A 12836-nucleotide genomic window follows, 5' to 3' on the forward strand; every position below is an offset into this window, starting at 1 on the left:
CGTGGAGTTCATCGGCAGGGGCTGGGCGTTCCCGGTGCGCACCGACGCCACCGGGTCGGTCGCGCTGGTCGGCGGTGACCGCGAGATCGTGGAGAGCATCCGGCTGATCCTGGGCACCTCGCCGGGGGAGCGGCCGATGCGCCCGGAGTTCGGCTGCGCCATCCACGACCTGGTGTTCGCCCCCGCGGACGCCGCCACCGCCGGGCAACTCGCCTACGAGGTGCGGGTCGCGCTGGAGCGTTGGGAACCCCGCATCAGCCTCGACGACGTCGTGGTCGGGTTCGACGCGGTCGACGAGGGCATGCTGCTCATCGACATCCGCTACTCGCTGCGCGACCGCAACGACCCGCGCAACCTGGTCTTCCCGTTCTACGTCATCCCCAGCCACGAACCGACGCCGCTGCCCGGTGACCGGCCGGTCATCGAGGCCGCGGGCGCCCGGGAGGGTCTCTGATGGGCATCCCGATCCCGAACCTGGACGACCGCCGCTTCCAGGACCTCGTCGACGAGGCCAAGCGCCGGGTGCAGCAGCGCTGCCCGGAGTGGTCCGACCACAACGTCTCCGACCCCGGCGTCACCCTGATCGAGACCTTCGCGTTCATGGTCGACCAGCTGATCTACCGGGTGAACCGGATCCCGGAGCGGGCCTACCTGCGCTTCCTCGACCTCATCGGGGTCACCCTGTTCCCGCCTGCCGCCGCCCGGGTGCCCGCGACGTTCCGGCTGTCCGCGCCGCAGGAGAACCCGGTGTTCGTGCAGGCGGGCAGCCAGGTCGTCACCCAGCGCACCGAGGTGTCCGACCCGGTGGTGTTCACCCTGGAGCGCACCCTGCAGATCCGGCCGTGCGAGTGGACCCACCTGGCCACCTCCTCCGGTGGCCGCCCGCCGGTCGACCGCACCGACGACGTCGTCGACGGCCGCGCCCCCGCGCTCTTCGGCGCCCAGCCCGAGCCGGACGACACCGTCTACATCGGATTGTCCGACGCGGTGCCCGGCGGGTTGGTGCTGCTGCGGATGGAGTGCCAGGTCGAGGGCGTCGGCATCGACCCGCGCGACCCGCCGCTGGCCTGGGAGGCGTGGGACGGGCAGCGGTGGGCCACCTGCGAGGTGGCGCACGACACCACCGGCGGCTTCAACACCGCGGGCGACGTCGAGCTGCACCTGCCCGAGGAGCACGAGGCGTCCGTCGTCGGCGTGCACCGCGCGGGCTGGATCCGCTGCCGTGCCACGGCTCCCGAACCGGGCCAGGCGTTCTACCAGGCGTCGCCGACGCTGCGGGCCATCACCGCGGCCACCGTCGGCGCGACCGGGACCGCGGTGCACGCCGAGGTCGTGCGCGACGAGGTGGTCGGGGTGTCCGAAGGCGTGCCGGGGCAGCGCTTCGAACTGCTGCGCCGCCCGGTCGTGGCCGGTGAGCCGCTGGTGCTCGAGGTCGGCGCCGACGAGGGCTGGCAGGAGTGGACCGAGGTCGCCTCGTTCGCCGACTCCGGCCCCGACGACCGGCACTTCGCCCTGGACCGGGTCGCGGGCGAGGTCGTGTTCGGCCCCGCGATCCGCCAGCCGGACGGCGCTTTCCGCTACTACGGCGCGGTCCCGGCCAAGGCGGCCGCCCTGCGCGTGCCCCGCTACCGCACCGGCGGCGGCCGCGGCGGCAACGTCGCCCGCGGCATGCTGGCCGTGCTGCGCGACCCGGTGCCGTTCGTCAGCGGGGTCACCAACCACCGGCCCGCCACCGGCGGAGTGGACGGCGAGACCGTCGACGACGCCGCCATCCGCGGCCCGCTGACCCTGCGCACCCTCGACCGGGCCGTCACCGCCCACGACTACGAGGAGCTGACCCGCGGCGCGTCCCCGCAGGTCGCCCGGGTCCGCTGCGCGCCGGATCCCCACAGCCCCAACGGGGTTCGCGTGCTGGTCGTGCCCACCCTCCCGAACTCCGGTGAGCTCGCCTTCGCCTCGCTGAAGCTGCCCGACCGGCTGCGCGCCGACGCCCAGCGCGCGCTGGAGTCCCGCCGCTGCCTCGGTGCCCGCGTGGTCATCGAGCCGCCGTTCTACCAGGGCGTCACCGTGGTCGCCCAGCTGCGCGCCCGGCCGAAGGTCGTCGCCGACTCGCTCGCCGCGCGCGCCACCGTCGCCCTGCACGACTACCTCAACCCCATCACCGGTGGCCCCGACGGCGCGGGCTGGCCCTTCGGCCGCCCGGTGCAGGAGGGCGAGATGTTCGCCGTCCTGCAGCAGCTGCAGGGCGTGGAGATGGTCGAGAGCGTGCTGCTGTTCGCCGCCGACCCGGTCACCGGCGCCCGCGGCGACATCGTCAAGCGGATCGACATCCCACCCGACGCCCTGGTGTTCTCCTACGGCCACCAGGTCAGAGTGACGAGGAGCTGAGGCGTGCGCACCGCGTCCGCGGACGTCCCGGTCCGCCACCCGATCGGCGAGCGGCTGCCCGCCATCTACGCCGAGAACGAGTTCACCCAGCGGTTCACCGCCGCCCTCGACGAGGTGATCGCGCCGCTGTTCGCGGTGCTGGACTCCTTCGCCGACTACTTCGACCCGGCGCTGGCCGCCCCGGACTTCCTCGACTGGCTGTCCTCCTGGGTCGCGCTGGAGGCCGACGAGGGCTGGGGCCCCCGGCAGCGCCGCGACCTGATCGGCGCCGCCGTGGCCATGCACCGCCGCCGCGGCACCGTCGACGGGCTCGCCCGCCAGGTGGAGCTGCTGACCGGCGGCGCGGTCGAGGTCACCGACACCGGCGGCTGCGTCGCCAACGCCGAGCACGGCGGCCCGCTGCCCGGCGCCGACCCGGGGCAGGTGCGGGTCCTGGTGCGCGTCGCCGACCCGGCCGCGGTCGACCCGGCCGCGGTGCGCGCCTCGGTCGCCGAATCCGTCCCGGTGCACCTGCGGGTGGCCGTCGAAGTCGTCGGCGGGGCGCCCGCCGGGAACACCAACGGGAGCGGTACATGATCGTCTGCGCCAAGTGCGGGGAGCGCTCAGCGGGCACCACCCGGTTCTGCCCCGGCTGCGGCAGCTTCCTCGACTGGTCGGGCACGCCGACCGAGCAGCGGGCCGCCGAGTCGGGGACCGCCGCGCCCGCCCCGGTCGCCGCGGTGCCCGCCCCGGCCGCCGCCACCCCGCCGGGACCCACCGGCGAGGCGACCCCGGACCCGATCGGGCCGCGGCAGTCGACCGAGGTGCTGGGCGCCCAGCAGCCCGCCGACGCCAAGCCGCTGCGGGCCAAGGCGCAGACCACCGAGCCGCGCCCGGTCGCCGAGGACGACGTGGTGTGCGTCGGCTGCCGCACCCGCAACCCGCTCACCCGCCGGATCTGCATGGGCTGCGGCCGCCCGCTCGACCAGCCCGAGGAGGTCAAGCCGCCCTGGTGGAAGCGCTGGCGCGGGGACGGCAAGCGGGCCAGGCGACCCCGCCGCCGGGGCAGCCTGGCCGCGGTGGGCCGCTGGATCCGCCGGGTGTTCCTGGCGATCCTGGCCGTCCTCGCCGTGCTGTACGCGATCATCCCCGGCTTCCGCTCCTCGGTGAACCAGGAGGTCGTCGCCGGTCGCAAGTGGGTCGAGCGCCAATTCGGCACCCAGTTGCGCCCGGTGCGCCCGGTCGGGGTCAGCGCCAACTCCGCCATCCCCGGCCACGACGCCGTGCTCGCCGCGGACAACGCGAAGAACACCTACTGGGCCGCCCCGGTCACCGGGAACCCGCCGGTGCTGGTGCTGACCTTCGACCACCCGGTCGACCTGCGCCGGGCCATCGTGCGGGTGGGCGACCCGGCCGCGTTCCAGGCGACGCACCGGCCCGCCAAGCTGCACCTGGTCTACTCGACCAACAAGACCTTCGACGTGCCGCTCGCCGACACACCCGACCCGCAGACCGTGGAGATCGGCGGCAGCGCGGGCGCCACGCAGGTCGAGGTGCACGTGGTCGACATCCACCGCTCGCTGCAGGGCACCGACGTGGCGCTCTCCGAGATCGAACTGTTCGAGCAGCCATGACCCGGTCCACGATCCGCGCCGCCGCGGCGCTGCTCGGCGCGCTGCTGCTGGGGGCGCCGGTCGTCGGACCCGGCCCGGCCGCGGCGGCCCGGCAACCCGACACGACCCACACCCCGATCACCGACCCGCCGATCACCTCGACCTACGAGCCACCCAGCACCACCCAGCCGCCCACCACGCAACCCCCGACCCAACCCCCGACGACGCAGCCCCCGACCACCCAGCCGCCCACCACGCAGCCGCCCGCCCCGGGCCCGACGACGGTCACGGTGTCGATCAGCGAGCCGAGCGAGGGTGCCGTGCTGCCGCCGGGGACGGTCACGGTGCGCGGGACGGCCGCGGTCGGGGACAGCTCGTTACCGCCGGACACCGCGCTCGTGCTGGTGGTCGACATGTCCAACAGCACCACGAACCCCTGCGCCCCGGGCAACGTCCTCACCTGCGAGATTGCCGCGGGCACGGGTCTGCTGTTCCAAGCGGCCCGCCAGGGCTCGGTCGGGTCGGTCGCCGTGGTGGCCTTCGCCGAGACCGCGGTGGCCGCGGACCTCAGCCCGCCGGTGAACGCCGACCGCAACCCCTACGACGAGTACGTCGTCCCCGGCACCGACGCCAACCACGACGAACTCCCCGACACCTCGACCGTGCTGCTGTCGCTGGACAACGCGCTGCCGACCGGCCGGGTCGGCGACTTCACCACCCGCCTGATCGGCAGCAACGGCACGCACTTCCCGAACGCGGTCATCGAGGCCAAGCGGGTCGCGGCGACCATGCCGCAGCGCAACAAGCTGATCGTGCTCATGTCCGACGGGGCCAACACCGGCGGGTCCACCGAGCAGGCGCTCGAGCCGATCACCAGCACGATCCGCTTCCACACCTTCGCCGTCGGCGCGAACGCCCAGTGCGGCTCGCCGACCGAACCGACGTCGCTGGCCTACATCGGCGCCCGCACCAACGGCGGCTGCTTCGCGGTCCCCGTCCCGGCGAACCTGCCCAACGTGCTGCCCAACCTGGTGCGCTCCTCGCTCGACGCGGTGTGGATCTCCGTGGACGGCGGGCCGCGGCGACAGGTCGTCGTCCCGGGGCTGCCGCACGACGGCCCGTACACCACCCCCTACGAGACGACGGTCGACAACCTCGCGCCGGGAACCCACCGGATCTGCGTGACCGCCACCGGCAAGGACCTGCACGGCGAGGGATCCGCCGAGCAGTGCCGCAGCATCACCGTCAACCGGCCCCCGCAGCTCAACGCGGGCGGTCCCTACCAGGGCTTCGAGGACACCGACGTCCCCGTCGTCGGCACGTTCACCGACACCGACGGGCTCAGCCAGACGACCACCTGGTCCATCAGCCCGGCGCCGGGGACCAACGACGAGGCCGAGTGCCGCTTCGCCAACCCGGCCGCGTTGCGCACGACCGTCCGATGTGATCGCTACGGCACCTACGTGTTGACCCTCAACGGTTCCGACGGCGTCAACCAGGCCGAGCCCGCCAGCACGACGCTGACCCTGCGCAACGCGGGCCCGGAGGTCGACGCGGGCGGGCCCTACACCGGCCAGGAGGACACCGCGGTCGGCATCGTGGGCACCGTGGTCGACCCGGACAGCCCCGAGCTCGACGTGACCTGGTCGGTCGAGCCGCCGACCGACACCTCCCCGGAGCCGCCCTGCACCTTCACCGACAGCACCACGCTGTCCACAATGGTCACCTGCGCCGAACCGGGCACCTACCCCCTGGTGCTCACCGTCGACGACGGCGTCAACCCGCCGGTGAGCGACCGCGCCGAGCTGACGGTCACCGCCGCCCCCGTACCGCGGGGCGCGCTGTCGGTCGGCTTGACCGTCGAACCCTCACCGGGGTACGTCGGCGGGGCGCCGGTGACCGTCACCTACACCGTGCGCAACGGCGGCCCGGTGCCGATGCCGGGGGTCCGGCTCACCGCGCCAGTCCCCAGCGGACTCGCCGCCGGGACTCCCGCGGGCTGCCCGACACCGTGCGCGCTGGGCACCCTCGCCCCCGGTCAAGTGGTGCTGGTGCAGGCCGCTTACCTCGCCACGGCCGCCGTTGACGTCCCGATCACCGCGACGGTCACCACGACCGGACCCGACACCGACCCCAACGACAACACCGCCGCGGACCGGGTCGTGGTCCGCCAACCGGTCCTGCGGGTCGACCCGACCGCCGGGCCGCAGGGCGCGGTGACCAACGCCTACGGCACCGACTTCCCACCGGACGCGACCGTGCGGCTGAGCTGGGACGTCGGCATCTCCGAGACCCCCGGCACGGTGCGGGTGCGCCAGGACGGCACCTTCACCAGCCAGGTCCTGGTGTTCCACAAGGACGCGCTCGGCCCGCGCGTGCTGGCCGCCGACCCGTCGGCGGGTGCTCCGTTCGGCCGGGTCGTCGCGGGCGGCTACGTCGTCATCACCCGTTCCCTCAAACCGGTCGTGTTCGGGGACCCCCGCTCGTTCGTCCTGCGCTGACCCCCGATCCCCCCACCCCAGCCCCAAGGAAGGAGCCCGGCCATGGGTGCCTCCGCCACGCTGTCCACCCCCACCCTGGCGGTCCAGGCAGGTCAGCAGGTCACCACCACGGTGGTCATCCGCAACGCGGGCGACGTCGTCGACCACTTCACCGTCGACGTGATCGGCCCGCCCGCGCCGTGGGCCACCGTCTCCCCGGCGGGGGTCAACCTGCTGCCGAACGAGTCGACCACGGTGACCGTCACCTTCGCCCCGCCGCGCACGGCCGACGTCACCGCGGGCACCGTGCCCTTCGGCGTCCGGGTCTTCGCCCAAGAGGACCCCGAGGGCTCGGTGATGACCGAGGGCGAACTCGACATCGCCCCGTTCGAGGCGATCAGCGCCGAGGTGGTCCCGGCCAAGGTCGAGGGCGCCTCCGGGGCGACCTTCGAGGTGGCCGTGGACAACCTCGGCAACCAGGTCGCGCCGCTGCGGCTGTCCGCGGTCGACCCCGAGGCCGAGCTGAGCTTCTCCTTCCGCCACAGCGAGGTGACCCTCGAACCCGGGACCACCGCCTACGTGCGGCTGCGGGTGAGCCCACCGCGCCGGTTCCTGCGCGGACAACCGGTGCGGCGGCCGTTCAAGGTCACCGTGACCCCCGAGTCGGGCACCCCGGTCGTCGCCGAGGGCACCTACGTGCAGCGGCAACTGCTGCCCAAGTGGGTGCTGCCCGTGCTGGCCGCGCTGCTGGTGTTCCTGCTGGCGATCATCGCCCTGTGGTTCACGGTGTTCAAGCCCGCGGTCCGCTCCGCCGCCTCCGACGCCGCGGCCCGGCAGGCGGCGGAGGTCAAGCAGGTCGCCCAAGCGGCGCAACAGGACGCGGGGGCGGCCAAGCAGCAGGCGGGTGAGGCCAAGTCCGGTTCGGACCGAGCCCTGCGCGCCCAGGGGGTCGACCCGGCCCAACCCGCCGCGTCCGACCCGGTCGCGCCGCCGAAGGTGCCCTCGACCCCGCCACCGGCCCCCACCGCGCCGTTCGACCGCCGCATCGCCGCGGACGCGCCGATCGACCCGGACGTGCGGCGCTTCCGCGAGGTCGAGTTCGTGGTGCCGCAGAACAAGGTGCTGCAGGTGACCGACCTGATCCTGCAGAACCCGCGCGCCGACGTCGGGTCCATGCGGGTGGTCCGGCGCACGCCGGACGGGCGGACGCTGATGTTCGAGTTCGGCCTCGGCAACTTCCGCGACCTCGACCACCACTGGGTCCAGCCGCTGACCTTCGCCAGCGGCGAGGCGATCATCCTCGCGGTCAGCTGCCAGAACGCGCCGGAGAAGGGCAACTGCACGCCCGCGATCTCGCTGTCGGGCCGCCTAGAGGGATGAGCCGGTGATCCCGGACCGCCTGTGCTGGTCCGGGATCACCTCCTCGGCGACCAGCAGGGCGGGGTCGAACCCCATCCCGGCGAAGTGGCCCGCGAGCTCGAGCGAGAGCACGCCGTGCAACCGGGTCCAGAACGACAGCGCCCGGTGCAGGGTCGCCGCCGTCGCGGGGTGGCCGTCGATCCAGTCGCGGTGCGCCTCGAGGTGGGCGTCGAACGGGGTTGGCGGGCCGTCGGTCCCGGCGCAGGCCTCGATCAGCACCACCATGACCTCGCGCGAGATGGCGGTGGTGTCCGCGGGCGCGTGGTAGCCGGGCACGGGCGTGCCGTAGAGCAGGAAGTACCGCTGCGGGTCCGCGCGCGCCCAGTCCCGGATCACGTGGGCCAGCTCCAGCAGGTCGGTGCCTGCCGCGGCCTGGACCGCGTCGGCCAGGCTCCGGTACCCGTCGCGGATCAACTCCGTGATCAGCTCGTCGCGACTGGCGAAGTACCGGTACAGCGCGGGCCCGCTCATCCCCACCTGCTTGGCGATCGCGTTGAGCGACAACGCCGACACCCCGGCCGTGGCGATCTGCTCCCACGCGTGCCCCTTGATGTCCGCGCGCACCTGGGCCCGATACCGCTCCCGCGAGCTCTGCGCCATCCGCCGCTCCCTTCCTTGGTTAGAGCCTATCACTCTTGCTATTGACTCTCGCTTTCCGTTGGTTATAGGTTCTAACCAAAGCGACAGAGACTAACTCGGCCGCCCGCTCGGAGGAGAGTTCCGTGACCCTTGCACTGCGCTCGGCCCTGCTCGCCATCCCGCTCATCACCGCCGGTCTACTCGGCGCCACCACCCCGGCAAGCGCCGCACCGACCCCGTTGACCTGCGGTGGCAAGGGCATCAACCCCGCCGCGAAGCTGCACCACCGAACCCAGACGTTCATCAAGGCCCCACTGGCCACGGTGTGGGACGTGCACACCAAGCTCGAGGCCTGGCCCACCTGGCAACCCGCCGTCACCACCATGAAGCGCCTCGACCCCGGCCCCCTGCGCCCGGGCTCCCGCTTCCGCTGGACCACCCCCGCACCCCCGACCCCGACCACCCCCGCCACCACCCTGGTCATCACCTCCACGGTGCACCAACTCAAGCCCCACCACTGCGTCCGCTGGTCCGGCCCCGCCATCGGCCAAGGCCTCCGCATCGACCAAGGCATCCACGTCTGGACCTTCACCCCCGTCCAAGGCGGCGTAGTCGTCCAAACCGAAGAATCCTGGACCGGCGCCCAAATCGAGGCCGACCCCGCCACCGCCATCAAATACCTGGCCCCCGGCCTCGACCTCTGGCTCGCAGACCTCAAAACCACCGCCGAATCCCGGGTCTGCCGATGACAACCACAACCCCCCGCCCGCACACACCCCTGTCCACCCACATCACCGCTTGGACCGTCCCCGCCCTGATCCTGGGCGGATTCGCTTTCCTCTCAGGCATCCCCATCGCAATCCTGCTATTCCGCAGCCGATTGCGTTGGTGGACCGGAGCTCTGGGGCTCGCTTACGCGGTCGCCATGGCACTCTGGCTGCTCGGCCCTAGTACCGAGCCAAGTCTCTCGAAGTACCTAAGCCCCCTAGCCACGATCTCCTTCGCTGCTCTTGCCGCCCTCGTAGCCATCGCCCACCACATCCGCCGCCCTTAACCCCCACCCCTTGCGCCCTCCCGAGGCCCACCCCTTCAACAGCCCCAACGAACCCCACTAGCCCTCTGCCCCGCGATGGGGCTCGCCCCTGAACACTCGGAAGCCTCCGATGCCAACCCGGCTTCCGTCAGGTCCGCCCCAGCCCACCTGCTCAGCCCCTGGACACTCGGACCCAGCGGTGCCATCCCAGCCCCCGTCAGGTCCGCCCCGACCCACCTGCTCAGCGCCTGGACACTCGGAACGGCCGGTGCCATCCCAGCCCGCTCTCGTCAGCCCACCTTCCCAGCGCGTGGACAGTCGGAGTCGCTGGTGCCAGGTGCTCGATGGGGTGGATCTGTTTTGTGTGGGGGGACGGCACCCGTAGCGTTTCCGCGCGGCAGGGCCTGCTTTTGGGCCCCTGCTTTGCGGTTCTGCGTCGGGTGTTGTAGGGGCCCCGCGCAAAACAGGTCCACCGCATCGAGCAGAGCTCGGAAGTCGCGGATCGGGCCCGAGGTTGCCGCTAGGCAACGAGGCGTCCGATCCGGTGGCCGAGGTCGCCGCCAGGCGACGAGGCCGACCCCGAAGCCACCGAATCCCCAGCCCGGGCATGCGTCAAGATCAACCTGATCGAAAGCCCCCAAATACACAGCCTACCGAGCAGCACCGACACAACGGCAGCAACGAACGTCAGCCTGTGGACAGCCAAGCACGTTGTGGACAACCAACGTGGACAACCAACGTGGACAACCAACGTGGCGAGCTGCCGTGTCGCGGCCGAAGTGCGACCGACGATGTCGGCGGTGTCGGCGAAGGGCAAGTCGAACATGTCGTGCAGCACGAACGCCACCCGCTCAGCAGGCGCGAGCCGTTCCACCACCACCAGCCCGACCGCCTCGGCGAGCACCATCTCCTGTTCGGGATCCAGATCAGCGGGGAACTCCTTGTGCCCACAAAGGTCAAGCGACCCGGTCGCCATCTCGCGGCCGGGTCGTTGACAGCTTGGTAGCGGCCGGGCCCCCGCCGCAGGGATCCCACCCAATGCCCACAGCCAGGACCCCACAATCAGGCCACGGTCAAAAGGCGACCAGGCCTCAACAACCACCACCCACCGAGATCAGATCAGCCCCTCCCGCAACGCGAACGCCACCGCGTGCGCCCGGTTCCGCAGCTGGAACCGGCTCGTGATGTCGTGCAGGATCCCCTTCACTGTCCGCTGGGAGTAGCACAGTTGCTCCGCGATCTCCCGCGTCTCCATCCCCTCCGCCACCATCCGCAGCACCTCGGCCTCCCGCGCCGACACCCCCGCCAGATCCCACCCCCGCGGGTTCAGCACCTGCCGTTGCAGTCGGGACACCCGGTCCAGCAGTCGCGCCAGCAGGTCCGGCGGCAGTGTCCCGTCGCCAGCGGCGGTCGCCTCGATCAAGCGCACCAGGGTCTCCGGGGTCGCTTCCGCCCGTCGGATCACCGCGGCGACGCCGATGCCGACGGCTTCCAGGAGTTGGGAGTTGTCGATCTCCCCGGCCACCAGCACGACCCGGCGGCGGCCCTGGACCTGCAGGCGGCGGAACAGCGCCTGGGTCGAGTTGTCCCAGGTCTCGGCGACCACGAGCGCGACGGAGCGGTCGGTGGGGTCGTTGGCGGGGATGGTGTCCTCGGCCGTCAGCCGGATCTCCGCGCGGGTGCGCAGCGCGGCGTCCACGCCCGCTCGGGTGATGACATCCATGGCGTGCAGCACGACCGGGATCGGATCAGTGATCATCGGGAGCTCCCCCCTGGGATGTGTCCATTAGCACATATCCTCCCGCCCGGCCGGATGGGCGAGAAGCAACCGCCTGTCCCCATTCGTCCCGATCGCCGGGTGCTGGTCCCACCCCGGTCCCACGGGCGGCAGGGACAGCCGCGCGGTCATCGCTGATCGCCCGCACGGGCGTCACCGCAGACCCGCCGCGCGGCCCCGGCGGATGGCCTCGCCGCGGTCGGCGACCTCGAGCTTGCGGAAGATGTGGGTGATGTGGTTGCGCACCGTCTTCGGGCTCACCACCAGGCGCCTGGCGATGGCGGCGTTGCCCTCGCCGCGCACGATCATGACGAGCACCTCGCGCTCGCGGCCGGTGAGCCCGCCCAGGTCGCCAGCCGGGGCGGGCGCGGCGGCGAACAGGGCGCGCACCTGGGTGGCCACCGGGTTGCCGAAGATCATCTCCCCGTCGGCGACCGCCTGGATGGCGCGCACGATCTCGTCCTGGCCCGCGGTCTTGAGCAGGTAGCCGCCCGCCCCGGCGCGCACCGCGGCGAACACCGTCTCGGCCGCGTCGTCCATGGTGAGCACCAGGACCGCGACCTCGGGGTGCGCCCGGGTGATCCGCTCGGTCGCGGTCAACCCGTCCAGGTCCGGCATGTGCAGGTCCATCACCACCACGTCCGGGCGCAGCGCCCCGGCGGCGGTCACCGCGGCGTGGCCGCTGTCGGCCTCGCCGACCACCGCCACCCCGGGCACGGTCTCCAGCAGCGCGCCGAGTCCGAGTCGGAACGTGGCGTGGTCGTCGACGATCAGGACTCGGCGCGGTCGCGGCACGGCGGCGCTCAGCCCGCGCCGAGCGGGAAGGTCGCCACCACCCTGGTCCCGACCGGGACACCCGGCTCGATCGACCACCGGCCACCGAGTTCGGTGACCCGCGTGCGCATCGAGCGCAACCCCACCCCGCACCACGGGTCCGCGTCCCGCCAGGGCACCCCGACGCCGTCGTCGACAACCTCCACGTTCAGCTCACCGTCCAACTCGCCGTCGTTGTGGATGAGCACCACGCAGGTGCGCGCCCGGGAGTGGCGGGCCATGTTGCTCAACGCCTCGCACACCACGCGGTAGGTGGCCACCTGCACCGGCAGCGTCAACACCGCGAGATCGCCGCGGGCGCGCACATCGATGCTCAGCGGGCTGCCCGCGCCGGACACGTGCCCGCTCAACGCCACCGCGTGCCGCTTGATCGCCTCGACCAGACCCACCTGGTCGAGCACGTTCGGCGTGCCGCCGTCGGTGAGCCTGCGCATGTCGCAGATCGCGCCGTGCAGCTCGTCCTCGAGTTGGGCGAGCAGCCGCGCGGCCGACTCGGCGTCGCGGCCGACCAGGTTCCTGGCCGCCCGCAGGCCGAACGCCATCCCGGTGAGCGCGGGCCCGATCGCGTCGTGCAGCTCCCGCAGCAGCCGCGCGCCGTCGGTGCCGTCGTCCCCGGCCACCGCAGAAACCGCCTTGTTGCGACGCATGTCCCCTCCGCAACACCCTTATCGGCGACCGTACGGCCCGCGTTTCCACGACACGGGCACCTGGCCGGTTCATAGCCCGTTCGTAGC

Annotated in this window: 12 protein-coding genes and 1 pseudogene; 8 read left to right on the forward strand and 5 right to left on the reverse strand. The window is 72.6% G+C overall.

The features are described 5' to 3' along the window. Position 1: 1 nt before the first annotated feature. The 6 genes from LV75_RS19755 to LV75_RS19780 are packed head-to-tail and all read left to right on the forward strand — an operon-like array spanning position 2 to position 7840. Positions 2-454, forward strand: coding sequence for a GPW/gp25 family protein (locus tag LV75_RS19755; protein ID WP_253888428.1), 453 nt, complete (start codon positions 2-4; stop codon positions 452-454). Continuing rightward, a complete protein-coding gene (locus tag LV75_RS19760; RefSeq protein ID WP_253888430.1) occupies positions 454-2388 on the forward strand; it encodes a putative baseplate assembly protein in 1935 nt (644 codons plus the stop codon). Before LV75_RS19755 ends, LV75_RS19760 begins: the two co-directional genes overlap by 1 nt. Before the next feature lie 3 nt (positions 2389-2391). Then, on the forward strand, positions 2392-2964 hold the full coding sequence (locus LV75_RS19765; RefSeq protein ID WP_253888431.1) for a phage tail protein: 573 nt from the start codon (positions 2392-2394) through the stop codon (positions 2962-2964). Then, on the forward strand, positions 2961-4001 hold the full coding sequence (locus LV75_RS19770) for an NADase-type glycan-binding domain-containing protein (protein ID WP_253888433.1): 1041 nt from the start codon (positions 2961-2963) through the stop codon (positions 3999-4001). The genes LV75_RS19765 and LV75_RS19770 overlap by 4 nt, the downstream gene beginning before the upstream one ends. Next, entirely contained in the window at positions 3998-6481 is a 2484-nt protein-coding gene (locus LV75_RS19775) for a hypothetical protein (RefSeq protein ID WP_253888434.1), read from the forward strand. The genes LV75_RS19770 and LV75_RS19775 overlap by 4 nt, the downstream gene beginning before the upstream one ends. Before the next feature lie 42 nt (positions 6482-6523). Beyond that, a complete protein-coding gene (locus LV75_RS19780) occupies positions 6524-7840 on the forward strand; it encodes a COG1470 family protein (protein WP_253888435.1) in 1317 nt (438 codons plus the stop codon). Here the strand turns inward: LV75_RS19780 and LV75_RS19785 are convergent. After that, the gene (locus tag LV75_RS19785; RefSeq protein ID WP_253888436.1) at positions 7829-8479 is read right to left on the reverse strand and encodes a TetR/AcrR family transcriptional regulator; all 651 of its coding nucleotides are present in this window, start codon (positions 8477-8479) and stop codon (positions 7829-7831) included. The genes LV75_RS19780 and LV75_RS19785 overlap by 12 nt on opposite strands. Before the next feature lie 122 nt (positions 8480-8601). Here LV75_RS19785 and LV75_RS19790 point away from each other — a divergent pair, with 122 nt between their 5' ends. Both LV75_RS19790 and LV75_RS19795 read left to right on the forward strand, forming a co-directional pair. Continuing rightward, entirely contained in the window at positions 8602-9207 is a 606-nt protein-coding gene (locus LV75_RS19790) for an SRPBCC family protein (protein WP_253888437.1), read from the forward strand. Then, complete coding sequence (locus LV75_RS19795; RefSeq protein ID WP_253888438.1) at positions 9204-9512, forward strand: hypothetical protein; 309 nt, start codon at positions 9204-9206, stop codon at positions 9510-9512. The genes LV75_RS19790 and LV75_RS19795 overlap by 4 nt, the downstream gene beginning before the upstream one ends. A gap of 730 nt (positions 9513-10242) precedes the next feature. Here the strand turns inward: LV75_RS19795 and LV75_RS19800 are convergent. The 4 genes and pseudogenes from LV75_RS19800 to LV75_RS19815 all read right to left on the reverse strand — a co-directional run. After that, a pseudogene (locus LV75_RS19800) lies at positions 10243-10419 on the reverse strand (sigma factor-like helix-turn-helix DNA-binding protein); the annotation flags it as partial. Between the two features lie 186 nt (positions 10420-10605). Continuing rightward, complete coding sequence (locus tag LV75_RS19805) at positions 10606-11250, reverse strand: helix-turn-helix transcriptional regulator (RefSeq protein ID WP_253888439.1); 645 nt, start codon at positions 11248-11250, stop codon at positions 10606-10608. A gap of 171 nt (positions 11251-11421) precedes the next feature. Continuing rightward, entirely contained in the window at positions 11422-12063 is a 642-nt protein-coding gene (locus LV75_RS19810; protein WP_253888440.1) for a response regulator, read from the reverse strand. Between the two features lie 8 nt (positions 12064-12071). After that, on the reverse strand, positions 12072-12749 hold the full coding sequence (locus LV75_RS19815) for a sensor histidine kinase (protein WP_253888441.1): 678 nt from the start codon (positions 12747-12749) through the stop codon (positions 12072-12074). Positions 12750-12836 lie beyond the last annotated feature (87 nt).

This window comes from Actinokineospora diospyrosa (assembly GCF_024171925.1).
GTDB lineage: Bacteria > Actinomycetota > Actinomycetes > Mycobacteriales > Pseudonocardiaceae > Actinokineospora > Actinokineospora diospyrosa.

Excerpts from the sequence above, each read along its gene's own strand:
- LV75_RS19785 (WP_253888436.1), bottom strand. The coding sequence starts at position 8,479 with ATGGCGCAGAGCTCGCGGGAGCGGTATCGGGCCCAGGTGCGCGCGGAC.
- LV75_RS19780 (WP_253888435.1), top strand. The coding sequence starts at position 6,524 with ATGGGTGCCTCCGCCACGCTGTCCACCCCCACCCTGGCGGTCCAGGCA.
- LV75_RS19760 (WP_253888430.1), top strand. The coding sequence starts at position 454 with ATGGGCATCCCGATCCCGAACCTGGACGACCGCCGCTTCCAGGACCTC.
- LV75_RS19815 (WP_253888441.1), bottom strand. The coding sequence starts at position 12,749 with ATGCGTCGCAACAAGGCGGTTTCTGCGGTGGCCGGGGACGACGGCACC.
- LV75_RS19770 (WP_253888433.1), top strand. The coding sequence starts at position 2,961 with ATGATCGTCTGCGCCAAGTGCGGGGAGCGCTCAGCGGGCACCACCCGG.
- LV75_RS19805 (WP_253888439.1), bottom strand. The coding sequence starts at position 11,250 with ATGATCACTGATCCGATCCCGGTCGTGCTGCACGCCATGGATGTCATC.
- LV75_RS19795 (WP_253888438.1), top strand. The coding sequence starts at position 9,204 with ATGACAACCACAACCCCCCGCCCGCACACACCCCTGTCCACCCACATC.
- LV75_RS19775 (WP_253888434.1), top strand. The coding sequence starts at position 3,998 with ATGACCCGGTCCACGATCCGCGCCGCCGCGGCGCTGCTCGGCGCGCTG.